Genomic DNA, 16,442 nt, shown 5'->3' with positions numbered 1-16,442 from the left:
CACCGCCTCGCGCGGTTCGGGTCAGTGGTGGGCGTGACGTTCCGCCGAGACCTCGCCTTCGGTGAAGCTCTGGACCATGGGCATCAGCTGCCATATCGCCGACAGGCCGATGATGACATAGGCAATGCGGGCAGCCGCATCGCCGGCGCCGCCTGACAGGGCCCCGAGGACATCGTAGCCGGCAAGGCCGACCGACAGCCAGTTCAGACCGCCGATGATGGTCAGGATGAGAGTAATCTGGTTGATCGCGCGCATGTTCGCCTCCGCGAATTCGTTTACCTGCATTGAAAAGTAAGTCCTTTTCAGCGCATTGCCACGACAGTCGCGCAATTGTGAAAGACGTTAACGGTCCGCGATGAGATGCAAGCCGGGCGAACCGGCGGCGTCTCAGCCAAGCCAGCGTTCGATGCGGTTCATCGCCTCGGCCATCTCATCGGTCCGGCCGGCATAGGAAAAGCGCATGGTGCGGTGGCCGCGCTGCGGATCGAAGTCGCGGCCGGGCGTGGCGGCGACATGCGCCTCGGCCAGCATACGGCGGGCGAATTCCATGCTGTCGTTGGTCAGGCGCGTGACGTCGCAGAAAGCATAGAAGGCGCCGTCCATGGGGGCGGCCAGCGCAAAACCCAGTTCCGGCAGGCGCCGGGCCAAAAGCTCGCGATTTGCCGCATATCGGGCCTTCACTGCCTCCAGTTCCGCCGTCGCGCCGAAGGCTTCGACGGCCGCGACCTGCGACAGTTCGGGCGCCGAAATGTAGAGGCTCTGGGAAATCCGCTCGACGGGCCGCACCAGGGTTTCCGGCAGCACCATCCAGCCGATGCGCCAGCCGGTCATGCAGTAGTATTTCGAGAAGGAATTGATGACCGTCACGTCCTTGCTGTAGGCGAGCGCGGTGGTGTTCGGCGCGCCATAGGCGAGACGGTGGTAGATCTCGTCGGAAATGACGGCGATGCCGAGCCTCTCGGCCGTCTCCACCAGCGTCTTCAATTCGTCGGGCGGAACGACGGCGCCGGTCGGGTTGGCGGGGCTGGCGAACAGCACGCCGGCAAGCGGCCTTTCTCGGTGCGCGGCCTCCAGATGGCCGGCATGCAACCACGCCTCCCCTTCCAGTTCGATCTCGACCACTTCGATGCCGAGTGCCTTCATGATGTTGCGATAGGCCGGGTAGCCGGGTGCCGCGATGGCGACACGGTCGCCAGCGTCGAACATGGCCAGAAAGGCGAGGTTGAAGGCGGCCGACGAGCCGGTGGTGACGGCGATGCGGGCGGCCGGCACCTCGATGCCGTAGTGCTCGCTGTAATGCGCGGCGATGGCGGCGCGCAGCCCCGGCAGGCCCAGCGTGTCGGTGTAGCCGATACGACCGCGCTTCAACGCCTCCGCGGCGGCGGCGCGCACGGCAACCGGCGCCGGGTCGGACGGCTGGCCGACGGCCATGGAAATGACGTCGGCGCCGCCCGCCGAAAGCCGATTCGCCTCCGCCAGCACGTCCATCGCATGGAACGGCTCGACCTCGCCCCGGCGTGACAGCGAAACAGCCATCTGGTCCCTTTCCCATTTGTTTCGCATCGGGCAATGCCAGCGTTTTGGCCCGGCGCGCCGCACAAATGCCCGATTGGCGTGAGCATCACAAGTTCATGATGTTTCGGGCGGCGGCTTTTCATCGCGCGCCGCCTCGTCTACCAGTGGACGCGCAATGCTGAGCCTGTCACGACCCGCCTCGACTGTCGCCAAGGCCGCGCGCGCTGTCGCGACCTTGTCGCTGGGCGCCGTGATGGCCTTTGCCGGCACCGTCAGCGCCTTTGCGCAGGGTGTGCCGGTGGTGCGTGACGCGGAGATCGAAGCGCTGGTGCGCGATTACGCCCGGCCTATCTTCAAAGCCGCCGGCCTGTCCAGCTCCAATATCCAGATCGTGCTGGTCAACGACAAGTCCTTCAACGCCTTCGTCGCCGGCCGGCGCCTGTTCATCAACACCGGCGCGTTGATGCAATCCGAAACGCCGAACGAGATCATCGGCGTCATCGCGCACGAAGCCGGCCACCTCGCCGGCGGGCACCAGGATAAGCTGCGCGAGCAACTCGATCGCGCCAAGACGATGGCGATCGTGGCCAGCCTGCTGGGCGTCGGCGCGATCGCCGCGGGTGCCGCCACCAACAGCAAGGGCCTTGCCGGCGCCGGCATGGGGCTGGCCGCCGGCGGTGGCGAAATGGCTCAGCGCTCGCTGCTCAGCTACCAGCGCGGCGAGGAGATCACCGCCGACCGTTCGGCCATCACCTACCTCAACGCCACAGGCCAATCCGGCATGGGCATGCTCAAGACCTTCCAACGGTTCCAGAGCGCGCTGTCGCTGTCGGGCGCGCAGATCGACCCTTACCGGATCAGCCACCCGATGCCGCAGGACCGTATCTCCAACCTCGAGGAACTGGTCAAGAAGAGCCCCTATCGCGACAAGACCGACCCGCCGGCCCTGCAGCAGCGCCATGACATGATGCGCGTCAAGATCGCCGCCTATCTGGACGGCCAGGCGGCGGTGTCGCGGCTGATCCGCAGGAAGCTCGACCCGCTGGCCGCAAAGTACGGCGAAGCGCAGGTGGCCTATCTTTATGGAAACCTCGCCTCGTCGCTGACCCAGGCCGACGCGCTCATCAAGGCGCAGCCGAAGAACCCCTATTTCCACGAATTGCGGGGCGACATCCTGATGAAGGCGAACCGGCCGAAGGACGCCGCCACGGCCTATGCCAAGGCGGTCCGTCTCGATCCGGCCAAATCGGGCATCCTGCCGGTGTCCTACGGCCAGGCGCTGCTGGCACAGGGCACGCCGGATTCGTTGAAGAAAGCGGTCGCGCAGATCGAAAGCGGGCTTGCGCGCGACCGCGAAAACGGCGCGGCCTACCGCTATCTTGCGCAAGCCTATGGCGAACAAGGCGACGTCGCCAAGGCGGAACTGGCGACGGCCGAGGGCTATTTCTATTCCGGCGCTTTCCGCGACGCGAAGATATTCGCCATGCGCGCGCAAAAGAGCCTGAAGCGCGGCGAGCCTGCCTGGCTACGCGCGCAGGACATCATCAATTTCGGACCGGCCAAGAGCAACTGAACATTTCTCCGGCAGGCGCCGTCGCCGCCGGAACGACCAAAAGGACAGGGATCATGAACAAGGCAGTTCTTCTGAGTGCGACCGGAGCCATCGCCGCGCTCGCCATGCTCGGCGCCGGCTATGCGGCAGGCAACAAGCCTGCCATGCAGGCCGCGCCGGACGTGATCAAGGTCGCCTCGACCACGACGGTCCCGGCCGGCGGCACGCTCGACCGCGCCGAGGTGGAAGCGATCGTGCGCGACTACCTTCTGAAGAATCCGGAAATCCTGCTCGAAGTGCAGGAGGCGCTGGAAACCAAGCAGAAGGAAGAACAACGCCTCGCCCACCTGGACGTCATCAAGAACCAGAAGGGCGATATCTTCAATTCGGCCTTCGACGGCGTCGTCGGCAACCCCAACGGCAAGGTCACCATCGTCGAGTTCTACGACTACAATTGCGGCTTCTGCAAACGCGCCATGGAAGACATGCAGGCGCTGACCAAGGCCGACCCGGACCTGCGCTTCGTCCTGAAGGAATTCCCCATTCTCAGCCCGGATTCGCACAAGGCCAGCGTGGTCTCGATGGCCTTCCACAAGCTGATGCCGGAGAAGTACGGCGAGTTCCACACCGCCCTGCTCGGCGGCGAAGGGCGTGCGACGGAAGCCAAGGCGATCAAGATCGCGCTGTCGCTGGGAGCCGACGAGGGCAAGCTGCGCGAACACATGCAGGACCCCGATATCCCGGCGGCGCTGGAGAAGACCTACGACCTCGCCAACAAGCTGGCGATCACCGGCACGCCCTCCTACGTCGTCGGCGACGAGGTGATCTTCGGCGCGCTCGGCCAGAAGGTGCTTGCCGAGAAGATCGAAGCCGCCAAGGCCTCGCTCTGACGGCTCGATATCCGCAAGCCGGCGTTCCTCGCCGCCGGCCTGCCCATGCAGCTATTGTGGACAGCCGAAGAAGGCACTTGCGCTCTTTTCGCGGTGGACTATGCCCATTATAGAGGGTCCGGCGCCCGCCCGCGGCGGCGCCGGGAAAGGTCTGTATTTTTGAAAACGATTTTCGTCCTCAACGGTCCCAACCTCAACATGCTCGGCAAGCGCGAGCCGTCCATCTATGGCACGCAGACGCTGGACGACATCGCCGCCGACTGCCGCAAGGCCGGTGAGGAACTCGGGCTGGCGATCGATTTCCGCCAGTCCAACCACGAAGGCGATCTCGTCTCCTGGGTGCAGGAGGCGGGCGGCGCCGCGGCCGGCATCGTTCTCAATGCGGGCGCCTATACGCATACCTCAATCGCCATTCACGACGCCATCCGTTCCGCCGCACCGGTGCCGGTGGTGGAAGTGCATCTGTCGAATATCCACGCGCGGGAGCCGTTCCGCCACGTCTCGATGGTCGCTCCGCATGCGCTCGGCATGATTTGCGGCTTCGGGCCACTCGGCTACAGGCTGGCGCTGCAAGCGCTCGCGGCCCGGTTCTGAGCGCGGACAAGAAGAAGGATCGATCATGTCGACGAAAATGACCGGTGTTGACCAGCAGCTGATCCGCGATCTCGCGGGCATTCTGAACGACACCAACCTCAGCGAAATCGAGGTGGAACTGGGCGACCTCAAGGTGCGCGTCTCGCGCCAGGCGCCGGCCGTGCAGGCCTTCGCCGCGCCGCCGGCTTACGCCGCCCCGGTTCCGCCCGCCGCTGCGCCGACTGCCGGAGCGCCCATCACCGCGCCGGCTGCCGATCCGTCCAAGAACGCAGTGCCCTCGCCGATGGTCGGCACCGCCTATCTCGCCCCTTCGCCCGACGCCAAGCCGTTCGTCGAGATCGGCCAGAAGGTCAAGGAAGGCCAGACACTGCTCATCATCGAGGCGATGAAGACGATGAACCAGATACCGGCACCGCGCGCCGGCACGGTGACGGCCATCCTCATCGAGGACGCCCAGCCGGTCGAATTCGGCATGCCGCTCGTCGTGATCGAATAAGGCCGGGAAAAGGCCGATGTTCCAGAAGATCCTCATCGCCAATCGCGGCGAAATCGCGCTCCGGGTCCTGCGCGCCTGCAAGGAGCTCGGCATCCAGACGGTGGTGGTGCATTCGACCGCCGACGCCGACGCCATGCATGTCAGGCTCGCCGACGAGAGCGTGTGCATCGGGCCGCCGCCGTCGCGCGACAGTTATCTCAACATCCACCAGATCGTCGCCGCCTGCGAGATCACCGGCGCGGACGCCGTGCATCCGGGCTACGGCTTCCTGTCGGAGAATGCCAAGTTCGCCGATATACTGGCGGCTCACAACATCACCTTCATCGGCCCGACCGGCGACCACATCCGCATCATGGGCGACAAGATCGAGGCCAAGCGCACCGCCAAGCGCCTCGGCATCCCGGTGGTTCCCGGCTCCGACGGCGCCGTCTCCGACGAGAAGGACGCCAAGCGCATCGCCGCCGAGATCGGCTATCCCGTCATCATCAAGGCCTCCGCCGGCGGCGGCGGGCGCGGCATGAAGGTAGCGCGCACCGAGGACGACCTCATCGAGGCGTTGCAGACGGCGAGCAAGGAAGCGGGCGCGGCCTTCGGCGACGACGCCGTCTATATCGAGAAATACCTGGAAAAGCCGCGCCACATCGAGTTGCAGGTGTTCGGCGACGGCTTCGGCAAGGGCGTCCATTTCGGCGAGCGCGACTGCTCGCTGCAGCGCCGCCACCAGAAGGTCTGGGAAGAGGCGAATTCCCCTGCCCTCAACGCCGACCAGCGCGCCAGGATCGGCGGCATCTGCGCCAAGGCGGTGGCCGATCTCGGCTATTCCGGCGCCGGCACCATCGAATTCCTCTACGAAGACGGCGAGTTCTACTTCATCGAGATGAACACCCGCCTGCAGGTCGAGCATCCGGTGACGGAAGCGATCACCGGCATCGATCTCGTGCACGAGCAGATCCGCGTCGCCTCCGGCGCCGGGCTTTCGGTCAGGCAGGAAGACATCAAGTTCAACGGCCACGCCATCGAGTGCCGCATCAACGCCGAGGATGCGCGCACCTTCACGCCCTCGCCCGGCACGATCACGCATTTCCACACGCCGGGCGGCCTCGGCATCCGCGTCGATTCGGGTGTCTATTCGGGCTATCGTATCCCGCCCTACTACGACTCGCTGATCGGCAAGCTGATCGTGCACGGCCGCAACCGCGTCGAGTGCATGATGCGGCTGAGGCGCGCGCTGGACGAGTTCGTCGTCGACGGCATCAAGACGACGCTGCCGCTGTTCCGCGACCTCGTCGGCAACCCCGACATCGCCAACGGCGACTACGACATCCACTGGCTGGAGAAATATCTGGCCAAGGAAGGATAAGGTTCGTTCAGATTCAGGTCAGAGCGAGCCGGAATCGAAGATGGGCGCGTAGCGACCAAAATGCCGGGTTGCGAGAACCGGAGCGGAGCGTACATTTGGGTACGTGAGCACCGGAAGCACAGCAAGCCGACATTTGCAGGCCGATGTGGCCTGAATATCAACGAACCTTCATGACCCGTCCCTACGCGCCCGGTTTCCACATTCCGACCGACCTGCTGCTCAAGGCCTACGCCTCGGGCGTCTTTCCGATGGCGGAAAGCGCGTCGGACCCGGAGGTGTTCTGGGTGCGGCCGGAAACGCGCGGCATCATTCCGCTCGACGGCTTCCATGTGCCGAGGAGCCTCGCCAAGACCTTGCGCAAAGGCCGTTTCGACATCCGTTTCGATTCCGATTTCGAGGCGACCATCGACGCCTGCGCGGAAAAGCGCGAGGAACGCACCTCGACATGGATCAACGCGCCGATCCGGCAGGCCTATGTCGAGTTGCACCGCATGGACCATGCCCATTCGGTCGAAGCGTGGCGCGACGACCGGCTGGTCGGCGGACTCTACGGCGTGTCGCTCGGCCGCGTCTTCTTCGGCGAAAGCATGTTTTCGCGCGAGACCGATGCGTCCAAGGTCTGCCTCGTCCATCTGGTCGAGCGGCTGAAAGCGCGGAATTTCGTGCTGCTCGACACGCAGTTCACCACCGAACACCTGAAGCGCTTCGGCGCCGTCGACGTGCCGCGGGCCAAATACGAGACAATGCTGGCCGAGGCGCTGAAGGGCAGCGCGACCTTCAACCCCTAAGAGATGGCGGACGGTTCACCGTTTCTTCTTGCCGTGGTCCACGGTCAGTGGCGTCTGACCATGGAACATCAGTTTCCAGCCGTCGGCGCGGTGGACGTAGCCGCTGCTGACGAGCGCCGCATAGGGCTCGCCGCCCTCACGCGTCGCATGCGCCTCGTAGCTCAGCATGACGACATCGCTGCCGGGTTCGACCATGCCCTTGAGATCGATGGAGAGATCGCGCCAGCGGTTGGGGTTCCTCGCGGTCGCCGCGAGATCGGCGTTGCTCATGGCCATCGTCATGTCCGGAAAAGCCACCAGGCATTCCTTGTCGGCGTGGGCTTTGAAATACGCTTCGCCGAGGGTCCAGAACCCTTTCTCGATTTCGAGAAGTTCCTTCTCGCTGGCTGTCATAACCTGCTCCGTCCCGCTGGCGCCCGTCCGCCGCACCAAACGCGCGGCGCGGGTAGCGGTTCCGGTCAGTTGGCCGGCTTGGCCGTGGCCGACGCCGAATCGGGAACCGTGTCGGTCGTGGTGGCGGGCGCCTTGACACTTTCGGGCGGCGGCACGTCGGACTTCTGCTTGCAGGCCTTCAGCCACACGTCATAGACGGGATGCTCGACAGCGTTCAGGCCGGGGCTTTCGGCGAACATCCAGCCGGTGAAAATGCGGCGGATCTTGCGGTCCAGCGTGATCTCGTCGACCTCGACGAAGGAATCCGTCTTCGGCTCCTCGGCGCCGGGGCGCGAATAGCAGACGCGCGGCGTCACCTGCAAGGCGCCGAACTGCACGGTCTCGTCGATATAGACGTCGAAGGTGATGATGCGGCCGGTGATCTTGTCGATGCCGGTGAATTCGGCGATCGGGTTCTTCACGCGCTCGACCTTCGGCGCCGGCGCCGGCTGATCCTGGGCCGGCTGACCGTCGGCGGGCTGGTCCTGCGTCGGCTGATCCGGTGCGGGCTGCTGTCCTTCGGCGGGTTGATCCGGAGTCGGTTCCTGCGCGGGCTGGTCCGGAACCGGCTCGCCCATCGGCTGGTCCTGTGTGGGGTCCGGCTGGATCTGGAAAGGCACCTCTGCCGGCGCCTCGTTCTCAAGCGGCGGGTCCCAGGGCATCTGCTGCGCATGGGCGGCCAGCGGACAGGCGGCCGCCAGCATCGCGGCCAGGGCGACGGTCGAAAGGCGGCTGGAAGGCATCATGCGGACGACCCGTCTTTGGGCATGCGGTGATTCTCGACGCCCAAAGGTAGAGCGTTGCGACGAAGCGAACCAGCTAAACGGCAAATGTGGCGAGAACCCGAACCGGAACAGGCTCAGGAGCCCGGCGTCCAGGCGTCGTAGTCGCCACTCACCTGCGGGCGGCGGCCGGCTCCGAGGATGGAGCCCTTCGGCCGGTAGGCGCCCGCCGTTCCCGTCAGGTTCGGGAGGTGCGGCTTTTGCCAGTCGCGCGGCTTGTAGGTCTCGGCCGAGGGCGGCGTGTCGGTGCGGTGATGAATCCAGCCGTGCCAGCCCGGCGGAATGGCGGAAGCCTCGGCATAGCCGTTGTAGATCACCCAACGGCGGGTCTGGCCGTCGGAATTGATTCCGCCTTCGTAATAGACGTTGCCGAACTCGTCCTCGCCGACCTTCTTGCCGAAGCGCCAGGTGTGGAAGCGCGTGCCCCAGGTCTGGCTGTTCCACCAGGTGAAAAACTGCAGGATCAGCGTCTTCATCGTCATCCTCGCGGTGCGACCGCCCGTTGCCCGCTTATGGCGTCCGGCGGCGGCGAAGGCAAGAGCTAGGACCCGGCAATGCCGAAAAACGTCTCGAGGTCTTCCCAGCTCGAATCCATGGCGAAGGTCGGCGACACCAGCGGTATGCCGAAATGCCCGTAAAGCGGCGTCAGTTGCCTCTCTGACGTCTCCTCGTCCTCACCGGCTACCTGGCTGGCGTAAATGACGGAGACAAGGCCGGTGCGGTCGGCGCCGTCGAGGCAATGGACGAGGATCGGCTTTTGCGCCGCCTTCAGAACAGCAACCAGTGCCGCTGCCCGGTCCCTCGTGATCGGCTTGGTCGCCGACATACCGAAATCGATCATCGTCAGGCCGAGCGAGTCGGCGAGATGCTTTTCGTCCTGATACCATTTTCTGTTCGGCTCGGCCCCGCGCAGGTTGATGATGGTCTTCAACCCATAGCGATGCACGTAGCCTTCGAGCGCCGCCGTGGAGAGTTGCGAGGAACGGTAGAACTGGCCGGCAACGACGGTATGGAAATTGCCGCTGAGGCGCAGCACCTGCTGGAAAGCCAGAATGGCCAGGAAAACGGCCACCGCCGTGCCGGCGATAATCGTCGTGTTGCGAATATGGGAACGAATAGTCATGGTAGCCCGCCGAGGGCCCTGTCGGCGCGCCCTCTCAGCCAGCCTTTCCGTCAAAAATGCGGCGGAACTATGCGCGCACGATGAACGGCAGGCTGGCTTACTCCGCAGTGGACGAACGCAGCCTTCTCATTCCGCCCAACGGATCGGCCGCTCGTAGACGTTCGCGGCGATGCCGAACCCCTGACGGCCACAGTCGTTGACGGTGCCGGTCTTGACGAAACCTTGCGCCACATAAAAGGCGACGGCCCTCTCGTTGGCCGGCTCGACTTCCAGCGTGATTTTATCCGCCTCAGGGAAGCAGCCCTCGATCTCGTCCAGCAGCATGCCGCCGACGCCTCTGCCCTGCATTGCGGGTCGCACATAGAGCTGGTGCAGCTTGACCGCTTTGATTTCCGACCTGGCGAAGGCAACGCCGGCAAGCGCCTCGCCGTCGTCGGCGACGAGGAATTCGGAGTTCGGCTCGACGAGGCGGGTTTTCAGCCGGACTAGCGAATGCCATTCGCCGGTGATCTCCGTCACCTTCGCCGCACCGTAGATGGTGTCATAGGTGGCATGCCACGTCTCCACCAGCAAAGCGCGGATCGCTTCGAGATCGCGCTCGCCGGCGGTGCGGACGAACATCACTCGATGCCCAGCCTGGCCTTGACCAGGTCGTTGACGGCCTGCGGGTTGGCCTTGCCGCCGGTGGCCTTCATCACCTGGCCGACGAACCAGCCGGCCATCGTCGGCTTCGCGCGCGCCTGCTCGGCCTTGTCGGGATTGGCGGCGATCACCTCATCCACCGCCTTCTCGATGGCGCCGGTGTCGGTGACCTGCTTCATGCCGCGTTTCTCGACAATCTCCTTCGGGTCGCCGCCCTCGGTCCAGACGATCTCGAACAGATCCTTGGCGATCTTGCCGGAGATGGTGCCTTCCTTGATGAGATCGATGACGGCACCGAGCTGAGCGGGCGAAACCGGAGTCTCTTCAATGGCCTTGCCGAATTTGTTCAAGGCACCCAGCAGGTCGTTGATGACCCAGTTGGCGGCGAGCTTGCCGTCACGGCCGGCGGCCACCTGTTCGAAATAGTCGGCGATAGCCTTTTCCGACACCAGTACCGAGGCGTCGTAGGCGGACAGGCCGAGCTTGTCGATGAGGCGGCCCCGCTTGTCGTCCGGCAGTTCAGGCAAGTCCCTGGCCAGCGCATCGACATAGGCCTGGTCGAATTCCAACGGCAGAAGGTCGGGATCGGGAAAATAGCGATAATCGTGCGCCTCTTCCTTGGAGCGCATGGAGCGCGTCTCGCCCTTCACGGCATCGAACAGGCGCGTTTCCTGGTCAATCTTGCCGCCGTCCTCCAGGATAGCGATCTGGCGGCGCGCCTCGTATTCGATGGCCTGGCCGATGAAGCGGACGGAGTTCATGTTCTTGATCTCGCAACGGGTGCCGAAGCCCTCGCCGGGCCGGCGCACCGAGACGTTGACGTCGGCGCGCAAGGAGCCTTCGTCCATGTTGCCGTCGCAGGTGCCGAGATAGCGCACGATGGTGCGCAGCTTGGTGATGTAGGCCTTGGCCTCGTCGGACGAGCGGATGTCCGGCTTCGACACGATCTCCATCAGCGCCACGCCGGAGCGGTTCAGGTCGACATAGGACATGGTCGGATGCTGGTCGTGCATCGACTTGCCGGCATCCTGTTCGAGATGCAGACGCTCGATGCCGACTTGGATGTCCTCGTACTGGCCCTTGCTGTCGGGGCCGACGGAGACGACGACGGTGCCCTCGCCGACGATCGGCTGCTTGAACTGCGAAATCTGGTAGCCCTGCGGCAGGTCGGGATAGAAGTAGTTCTTGCGGTCGAAAACCGACTTCAGGTTGATCTCCGCCTTCAGGCCCAGGCCGGTGCGAATGGCCTGCCTGACGCATTCCTCGTTGATGACCGGCAGCATGCCGGGCATCGCGGCATCGACCAGCGACACGTTAGCGTTGGGTGCCGCGCCGAAGCTGGTCGAAGCGCCGGAAAACAGCTTCGCCTCGGAGGTGACCTGCGCATGCACTTCCATGCCGATGATGACCTCCCAGTCGCCGGTGGCGCCGGGGATCAGTCGCTTCGGGTCGGGCGTGCGGGTGTCGACGATGGTCATGGGCAGCTATCCGGAAGTCGCGATTTTCGCAATTTTGCTCGGCCCTTCGCTAGTGCAAAGCGACCGGAGAGACAAGCGCAAAGCCGGCCGGCACACGGCCGGCGCGACAAAACTTAGCCATTGCGCTAAGTATCGCACCATGATACTTAGCCTTATGGATCAGTATTCAGCAGAACTCGATACGGTTTTCGCGGCCCTGGCCGACCCCACACGCCGCGCCGTAATTGGGAGATTGGGCCGAGGTCCGGCCGGCATCAGCGAGTTGGCGGAGCCGTTCGACATGGCCCTGCCATCTTTCATGAAGCATGTCCGGCTCCTCGAAAGCTCCGGGCTCATCCGCACCGCAAAACAGGGACGCGTACGCACCTGCACGCTCGAGCGGCAGCGGCTGGCGGCGGTCGACGGCTGGCTGGCGGAACAGCGCGCGATCTGGGAGGCCCGGACCGACCGGCTGGAAGCCTTCTTACTGGATGAACAAGAAAGGGCCGAAACGAATGAACGCCATCGCGAACCCTGAACTGGACCTGACGATCTCGCGCATCATCAAGGCACCACGCAGTGCCGTCTGGCGCGCGTGGACCGATCCTACACGGTTCGAGCAATGGTGGATTCCGGCTCCGGCCTTGTGCAGGGTCGTTGCGATGGACCTTAAGCCCGGCGGCGCCTTTGTTACCCACATGAGCGAGGACGGCGAGCCGTTCTCCCCCCACCTCGACGCCTGCTTCCTCGCGGTCGACGACGAGGAAAGGATCGTCTTCACCAACGCGCTCACCGGCGGCTGGCGGCCTGCCGAGCAGCCGTTCGTGACCGCCGTCATCACTTTGCGCGACCATCCGCAAGGCACCGACTATGTGGCTCAGGCAATGCACAAAAGTCAGGCCGATCGCGACAAGCACGCCGAACTCGGTTTCCACGACGGCTGGGGCACCGTCATCGCCCAGTTGGCCCGCATGGTCGAGAAAGGCTGACCGGCCGGCAGCCGGCAGTGGCCTTTTCCGTCGTGCCGCGCTATGGACGTCCATCCCAATGGAGAGTGGATGTCCACTTATTCTCAGTCCCGGTGAGGCCCTGACCTCGTAGCGAGGCAGGGCAGAAAACCTTCAGCCACCGTGCCGCGAAAGATCGCGGCAGCGGTTTTTTGCATTGGTTTTCCCGGAAGACACTCCATGGACATTTCGCGCACCGAACAGCGCATCCTGCACCTGCTCGCACAGGGCGGGCGTATCGAAATCGAGAAGAACGAGAACAGGAAGATCGAGACGGTCGTCTGTCTCACCCGCGACGGCTGGCGCTATCCGGGTTTCGACCTCGGCCTTTTCAGGAAACTGAAACGGAAGAAGGCCGTCGCCTCATCCGGCGGCGGCCCTTACCGCATCACACGGCGCGGGCTGGAACTGGTCCGCGCCGAACTCGACAACCGTTGAACCGGTTTCCGGTCGGCTCGCACAGGCCGACCGGATATCTCACGCGGTGGCGATATAGGCGCGGATTTCCTCCGCTTCGCGCTCGACGTCCTCGATGCGGCGCTTGACCACGTCGCCGATGGAGACGATGCCGTCGAGCAGGCCGTCCTTCTCGACCGGCAGGTGGCGGAAGCGGCCGGTGGTCATGATCTCCATCAACTCGTTGACCGTATGGTTCTCGTTGCAGATCTTGACCTTCGGCGTCATCGCCGAGCGCACCGGCGTGTCGAGGGCGGCAGCCCCTTCCCTGGCGAGCATGCGCACGACATCGCGCTCGGAAAGAATGCCGACGATCTTGCGGTCGCCATTGGTCACCACCAGCGCGCCGATCCTGTACTCGGCGAGGATACGGATCGCTTCGGAAAGTTTCTCGTTCGGCCCGAGGGTAACCACATCGTGGCCCTTCGCCGCAAGAATTGCCTTAACAGTCATGGCGTCCTCCTCTGGTCGATGGGGCCGGCGCCAGCCGTCACCGGCCATCACATTCCGGTGAACATGGTGCGCCGCGATTGGTTGCATTGCAAGGGCATCCAAAGCGGCATCGAGGCGTGTCAGGACATCGGTTTTTCCGGTCGGTCGAAGACGCGCAGGCTGAAGAAACCGGCGAGAAAACCGCCGATATGCGCCTCCCACGCGATCTGATCCTCGTTGCCCGGCACGAAGCCGACGAGACCGGTGATGAGGTTGATGACCATCCACACCGCCAGGAACGTCACCACCGCGCGCGAACGCAGCACCAGACGAAACGGCAGCGGCGCTCCGGCGAAGGCGGCCTTGCCCGACGAGCGGTCGATCTGGAAGGCAAAGCGCGCTGCCGCCCCCATCATGCCCGAAATCGAGCCGGAGGCGCCGACCAGCGGCGCCTGGGTGAAGGGATGGATGGCGCAGAAGAAAAAGGCCGCGGCGAGGCCGGTGACCATGAAGAAGACGGCGAAGCGCAGCGCGCCGAAGCGGTTCGCCAGCGGCGAGCCGAAAGCCGCCAGCCAGACCATGTTGACGGCGACGTGCAGGAAACTGCCGTGCAGCAGCGTATAGGTGAACGGGCTGGTGAAGGCCCAGATATCGAAACCGTACTTGCCGGTATAGATCACCGGGATGAAGGCACCGTAGCGGATCAGGTCCAGGTTCTGGTCCGGGGTGAGCACATAGGCCTGCAAGAGGAAGATGGCGGCGCACAGGCCGATGATGGCGAGCACCACCGGCGGCAGGTTGAACACCGGTTCGTGGCTCGGTCGCCCCGCCTGCCCTTCGGTCCCCGGTCCGTTCGGCTCCATGGCCGGTTGTCCATGCGTCTGTTCGTCATGCGATCGCGACATTGGGCCGATGTAGAGGAGCCTTGGCCGAATCACAAACGGCGAAATGCCGGAACGGGGCGAATCACCAAAAAAGAAGCCGTCCAAGGTTTCCCTTGAACGGCCGGTCGAGCCCCCTTGCTCCCCTGAAAACTTCCGACTGGACGGTCGCACATGGCGACCCGGAGTGGTTCGAAGCCTCTCACGGCGCCCGCCGGCGTGCAACGGAAACCATTCGTTAACCTTAACGGCCCCGATCCCCGTGAACAAACCTTAACGAAGCTGGCACGGACTGTGCTCCGCGACGCATGAAGGTGTCCCGGAGCCACCCTTCTGTTCAACGATGGGACAACCAACGGCAGACGTCAGGGAACGGACCAGTTCATGAACCTCAGCGGATCGATCACCCTGTTTCAATATTGGAACCGCCTGCGCGACGGGCGCCCAGCCCCCAAGCGGACCGAGGTCGAGCCCGCCGATATCAAGACGCTGCTCGCCGATACGTTCATCCTGGAAAAGGATACGCGCGGCGAAGCCGTGTTCCGCCTCGCCGGCACGCGGCTGTGCGCCATCTACGGGCGCGAACTGAAAGGCTTTTCCTTCCCTTCGTTGTGGCGCGAGAAGGACCAGCGGTTGATGGCGCGCCTCATTCAGGGGGTCTTCCAGCAGAAATCGGTGGTTCTGGCGACCTATGAAGGGTTCAGCCGGGCCGGCCGATCCACCCGCTTCGAGCTTCTGGCGCTGCCGCTCGACGGCGGCGCCGAACATCCGCGCTGCCTCGGCATCATCAGCACGGCCGAAAAGCCGTTCTGGCTGGGCGCCGACCCGATCGTCGACGTGCTGATCGATTCCATCCGCGTCATCGACCCCGAACGGGAGCCGCTCTTCCTCAAGAACCGCCCGGCGATTTCCGTGCCGGCGCTGGCGCCATCGGAACTGGAAGCGCCGCAAACCATCTCGGAATTCGGCAGGGCACGCCGCATCCGCCACCTTGTTGTCCTGGACGGCGGCCGCGAGGAATAGAGCCACCGCAAGGCAGGCCGGCAATCATTGTCTTCACGTATCCGATCTTAACGATTCAGCGGGTTTTGGCGCCGCATTTACTGCTTTGTTAACCTCTTCCACCCTAGTTTACTGGTGAAATTCCCGGTGATCGGCCGGAGAGAATGCCAATGGGGTGTAGGCAGTGATGAGGTCAGCGGCGGTCGAATACGCGCCGTCCACGGTTGAAAGGCGCAATTTCCAGCGCGTCCGCGTGAAGATCTACGGGCGCTTCATGCTGGAAGACCGCACCGAACATCCCTGCCAGGTGATCGACATGTCACCCGGCAACGTGGCATTGCGGACCGATCGTATCGGCGAACCCGGCGAGAAGGTCATCGCCTATCTGGACCATATCGGCCGCGTCGAAGGCGTCGTCACCCGCACCCAACAGGACGGCTTCGCGATGACCATCATCGCCTCCGAGCGCAAGAAGGACAAGCTCGCCGCCCAGCTCACCTGGCTCGCCAACAAGCACGAGCTCGACCTGCCGGAAGATCGCCGCCACGAGCGCGCGGCGCCGCGCAACCCGGTGAGCGTGCTGCAATTGACCGACGGGCGCCAGTACCAGTGCCGCATCATCGACCTGTCGCTGTCGGGCGCGGCCATCGAGATCGACGTCAAACCGGCGATCGGCGTACAGGTGGTGCTCGGCACCATGCGCGGCCAGGTCGTCCGCCATTTCGAGGACGGGATCGCCATCGAATTTGCCGTCGTCCAGCTGCCCGAAACGCTGGATTCGGAATTCAACCGTCAACGGTCCTGAACAACCTCACCAACGATAATCAAGGCCGGCCTCGCGCCGGCCTTTTGATTTTGCCCTATCGTTGCCACCCGCGATCCGACGGGCATTTCGCGCCTTAATGAACTCTTTCAAAAATCAGGGGAATTTTCTGATTATTTTATTCTTATGTAATTCAAAATCTATTCTAATCCAATATTCGTTTTACTCAATATCTTCTTCGCACTTTTGCGTCAAATAAATCCGGTCGTG

Annotated in this window: 20 protein-coding genes and 1 pseudogene; 11 read left to right on the top strand and 10 right to left on the bottom strand. The window is 64.0% G+C overall.

The genetic code is table 11. The features are described from left to right. Positions 1 to 21: 21 nt before the first annotated feature. Both FGU64_RS01890 and FGU64_RS01885 read right to left on the bottom strand, forming a co-directional pair. A complete protein-coding gene (locus FGU64_RS01890; RefSeq protein ID WP_136355545.1) occupies positions 22 to 255 on the bottom strand; it encodes a DUF378 domain-containing protein in 234 nt (77 codons plus the stop codon). A gap of 132 nt (positions 256 to 387) precedes the next feature. Then, the gene (locus tag FGU64_RS01885) at positions 388 to 1,536 is read right to left on the bottom strand and encodes an aminotransferase class I/II-fold pyridoxal phosphate-dependent enzyme (protein ID WP_139950655.1); all 1,149 of its coding nucleotides are present in this window, start codon (positions 1,534 to 1,536) and stop codon (positions 388 to 390) included. Between the two features lie 154 nt (positions 1,537 to 1,690). On the opposite strand from FGU64_RS01885, the gene FGU64_RS01880 reads away from it, so the two are divergent. The 6 genes from FGU64_RS01880 to aat all read left to right on the top strand — a co-directional run bounded on the left by FGU64_RS01880 (position 1,691) and on the right by aat (position 7,195). Continuing rightward, positions 1,691 to 3,088, top strand: a complete 1,398-nt coding sequence (locus tag FGU64_RS01880) for a M48 family metalloprotease (RefSeq protein ID WP_139950654.1) — start codon at positions 1,691 to 1,693, stop codon at positions 3,086 to 3,088. A gap of 53 nt (positions 3,089 to 3,141) precedes the next feature. Then, entirely contained in the window at positions 3,142 to 3,957 is an 816-nt protein-coding gene (locus FGU64_RS01875) for a DsbA family protein (RefSeq protein WP_136355539.1), read from the top strand. Positions 3,958 to 4,116: 159 nt separating this feature from the next. After that, complete coding sequence (aroQ, locus tag FGU64_RS01870; RefSeq protein ID WP_139950653.1) at positions 4,117 to 4,551, top strand: type II 3-dehydroquinate dehydratase; 435 nt, start codon at positions 4,117 to 4,119, stop codon at positions 4,549 to 4,551. 25 nt (positions 4,552 to 4,576) lie between these two features. Next, a complete protein-coding gene (gene accB, locus FGU64_RS01865) occupies positions 4,577 to 5,047 on the top strand; it encodes an acetyl-CoA carboxylase biotin carboxyl carrier protein (protein WP_139950652.1) in 471 nt (156 codons plus the stop codon). A gap of 16 nt (positions 5,048 to 5,063) precedes the next feature. Continuing rightward, a complete protein-coding gene (accC, locus tag FGU64_RS01860) occupies positions 5,064 to 6,407 on the top strand; it encodes an acetyl-CoA carboxylase biotin carboxylase subunit (protein WP_136355522.1) in 1,344 nt (447 codons plus the stop codon). Positions 6,408 to 6,577: 170 nt separating this feature from the next. Continuing rightward, positions 6,578 to 7,195, top strand: a complete 618-nt coding sequence (aat, locus tag FGU64_RS01855; RefSeq protein WP_139950651.1) for a leucyl/phenylalanyl-tRNA--protein transferase — start codon at positions 6,578 to 6,580, stop codon at positions 7,193 to 7,195. Between the two features lie 15 nt (positions 7,196 to 7,210). Here the strand turns inward: aat and FGU64_RS01850 are convergent, their stop codons facing one another. From FGU64_RS01850 to gatB, 6 genes and pseudogenes are all read right to left on the bottom strand, one after another. Continuing rightward, positions 7,211 to 7,588, bottom strand: coding sequence for a hypothetical protein (locus FGU64_RS01850; RefSeq protein WP_139950650.1), 378 nt, complete (start codon positions 7,586 to 7,588; stop codon positions 7,211 to 7,213). 65 nt (positions 7,589 to 7,653) lie between these two features. After that, positions 7,654 to 8,055, bottom strand: a pseudogene (locus FGU64_RS01845) (DUF2155 domain-containing protein); the annotation flags it as partial. 431 nt (positions 8,056 to 8,486) lie between these two features. Next, complete coding sequence (locus FGU64_RS01840; RefSeq protein WP_139950649.1) at positions 8,487 to 8,885, bottom strand: NADH:ubiquinone oxidoreductase subunit NDUFA12; 399 nt, start codon at positions 8,883 to 8,885, stop codon at positions 8,487 to 8,489. A gap of 65 nt (positions 8,886 to 8,950) precedes the next feature. After that, on the bottom strand, positions 8,951 to 9,532 hold the full coding sequence (locus FGU64_RS01835) for a tyrosine-protein phosphatase (RefSeq protein WP_139950648.1): 582 nt from the start codon (positions 9,530 to 9,532) through the stop codon (positions 8,951 to 8,953). Positions 9,533 to 9,658: 126 nt separating this feature from the next. Continuing rightward, on the bottom strand, positions 9,659 to 10,153 hold the full coding sequence (locus tag FGU64_RS01830; protein WP_139950647.1) for a GNAT family N-acetyltransferase: 495 nt from the start codon (positions 10,151 to 10,153) through the stop codon (positions 9,659 to 9,661). Then, on the bottom strand, positions 10,153 to 11,652 hold the full coding sequence (gene gatB, locus FGU64_RS01825) for an Asp-tRNA(Asn)/Glu-tRNA(Gln) amidotransferase subunit GatB (RefSeq protein WP_139950646.1): 1,500 nt from the start codon (positions 11,650 to 11,652) through the stop codon (positions 10,153 to 10,155). Before gatB ends, FGU64_RS01830 begins: the two co-directional genes overlap by 1 nt. 154 nt (positions 11,653 to 11,806) lie before the next feature. On the opposite strand from gatB, the gene FGU64_RS01820 reads away from it, so the two are divergent. The 3 genes from FGU64_RS01820 (at position 11,807) to FGU64_RS01810 (ending at position 13,076) form a co-directional block, all read left to right on the top strand. Then, positions 11,807 to 12,169, top strand: a complete 363-nt coding sequence (locus FGU64_RS01820; protein WP_139955225.1) for a metalloregulator ArsR/SmtB family transcription factor — start codon at positions 11,807 to 11,809, stop codon at positions 12,167 to 12,169. Then, positions 12,147 to 12,620 carry an SRPBCC family protein gene (locus FGU64_RS01815; protein WP_139950645.1) on the top strand — a complete coding sequence of 158 codons (474 nt, stop codon included), beginning with the start codon at positions 12,147 to 12,149 and terminating at the stop codon, positions 12,618 to 12,620. The genes FGU64_RS01820 and FGU64_RS01815 overlap by 23 nt, the downstream gene beginning before the upstream one ends. Positions 12,621 to 12,818: 198 nt before the next feature. Next, entirely contained in the window at positions 12,819 to 13,076 is a 258-nt protein-coding gene (locus FGU64_RS01810) for a YjhX family toxin (protein WP_136355507.1), read from the top strand. Between the two features lie 39 nt (positions 13,077 to 13,115). On the opposite strand, the gene FGU64_RS01805 is transcribed toward FGU64_RS01810, so the two are convergent. Together FGU64_RS01805 and FGU64_RS01800 are read right to left on the bottom strand one after the other, a co-directional pair. Beyond that, positions 13,116 to 13,547 carry a CBS domain-containing protein gene (locus FGU64_RS01805; RefSeq protein ID WP_136355504.1) on the bottom strand — a complete coding sequence of 144 codons (432 nt, stop codon included), beginning with the start codon at positions 13,545 to 13,547 and terminating at the stop codon, positions 13,116 to 13,118. Positions 13,548 to 13,666: 119 nt separating this feature from the next. After that, positions 13,667 to 14,389, bottom strand: a complete 723-nt coding sequence (locus FGU64_RS01800; RefSeq protein ID WP_246671210.1) for a rhomboid family intramembrane serine protease — start codon at positions 14,387 to 14,389, stop codon at positions 13,667 to 13,669. A gap of 402 nt (positions 14,390 to 14,791) precedes the next feature. Between FGU64_RS01800 and FGU64_RS01795 the strand changes: the two genes are divergently transcribed. Continuing rightward, positions 14,792 to 15,430, top strand: coding sequence for a PAS domain-containing protein (locus FGU64_RS01795; protein WP_139950643.1), 639 nt, complete (start codon positions 14,792 to 14,794; stop codon positions 15,428 to 15,430). A gap of 166 nt (positions 15,431 to 15,596) precedes the next feature. Beyond that, positions 15,597 to 16,214, top strand: a complete 618-nt coding sequence (locus FGU64_RS01790; protein WP_136355924.1) for a PilZ domain-containing protein — start codon at positions 15,597 to 15,599, stop codon at positions 16,212 to 16,214. The last annotated feature ends 228 nt before the right edge of the window (positions 16,215 to 16,442 follow it).

It is taken from the genome of Mesorhizobium sp. 8 (genome assembly GCF_006351905.1).
Lineage (GTDB): Bacteria > Pseudomonadota > Alphaproteobacteria > Rhizobiales > Rhizobiaceae > Mesorhizobium > Mesorhizobium composti.
The sequence above is the reverse complement of the archived record's forward strand: the minus strand, read 5'-3'. Positions and strand labels throughout refer to the sequence as shown.

Bases quoted from the DNA above. Each gene is read 5' to 3' on its own strand.
- FGU64_RS01820 (WP_139955225.1), top strand. From the start codon at position 11,807: ATGGATCAGTATTCAGCAGAACTCGATACGGTTTTCGCGGCCCTGGCC.
- FGU64_RS01830 (WP_139950647.1), bottom strand. From the start codon at position 10,153: ATGTTCGTCCGCACCGCCGGCGAGCGCGATCTCGAAGCGATCCGCGCT.
- FGU64_RS01835 (WP_139950648.1), bottom strand. From the start codon at position 9,532: ATGACTATTCGTTCCCATATTCGCAACACGACGATTATCGCCGGCACG.
- accC (WP_136355522.1), top strand. From the start codon at position 5,064: ATGTTCCAGAAGATCCTCATCGCCAATCGCGGCGAAATCGCGCTCCGG.
- accB (WP_139950652.1), top strand. From the start codon at position 4,577: ATGTCGACGAAAATGACCGGTGTTGACCAGCAGCTGATCCGCGATCTC.
- aat (WP_139950651.1), top strand. From the start codon at position 6,578: ATGACCCGTCCCTACGCGCCCGGTTTCCACATTCCGACCGACCTGCTG.
- FGU64_RS01880 (WP_139950654.1), top strand. From the start codon at position 1,691: ATGCTGAGCCTGTCACGACCCGCCTCGACTGTCGCCAAGGCCGCGCGC.
- FGU64_RS01850 (WP_139950650.1), bottom strand. From the start codon at position 7,588: ATGACAGCCAGCGAGAAGGAACTTCTCGAAATCGAGAAAGGGTTCTGG.
- FGU64_RS01790 (WP_136355924.1), top strand. From the start codon at position 15,597: ATGAGGTCAGCGGCGGTCGAATACGCGCCGTCCACGGTTGAAAGGCGC.
- FGU64_RS01810 (WP_136355507.1), top strand. From the start codon at position 12,819: ATGGACATTTCGCGCACCGAACAGCGCATCCTGCACCTGCTCGCACAG.
- FGU64_RS01795 (WP_139950643.1), top strand. From the start codon at position 14,792: ATGAACCTCAGCGGATCGATCACCCTGTTTCAATATTGGAACCGCCTG.
- FGU64_RS01800 (WP_246671210.1), bottom strand. From the start codon at position 14,389: ATGGAGCCGAACGGACCGGGGACCGAAGGGCAGGCGGGGCGACCGAGC.
- FGU64_RS01875 (WP_136355539.1), top strand. From the start codon at position 3,142: ATGAACAAGGCAGTTCTTCTGAGTGCGACCGGAGCCATCGCCGCGCTC.
- gatB (WP_139950646.1), bottom strand. From the start codon at position 11,652: ATGACCATCGTCGACACCCGCACGCCCGACCCGAAGCGACTGATCCCC.
- FGU64_RS01805 (WP_136355504.1), bottom strand. From the start codon at position 13,547: ATGACTGTTAAGGCAATTCTTGCGGCGAAGGGCCACGATGTGGTTACC.
- FGU64_RS01890 (WP_136355545.1), bottom strand. From the start codon at position 255: ATGCGCGCGATCAACCAGATTACTCTCATCCTGACCATCATCGGCGGT.
- FGU64_RS01815 (WP_139950645.1), top strand. From the start codon at position 12,147: ATGAACGCCATCGCGAACCCTGAACTGGACCTGACGATCTCGCGCATC.
- FGU64_RS01840 (WP_139950649.1), bottom strand. From the start codon at position 8,885: ATGAAGACGCTGATCCTGCAGTTTTTCACCTGGTGGAACAGCCAGACC.
- FGU64_RS01885 (WP_139950655.1), bottom strand. From the start codon at position 1,536: ATGGCTGTTTCGCTGTCACGCCGGGGCGAGGTCGAGCCGTTCCATGCG.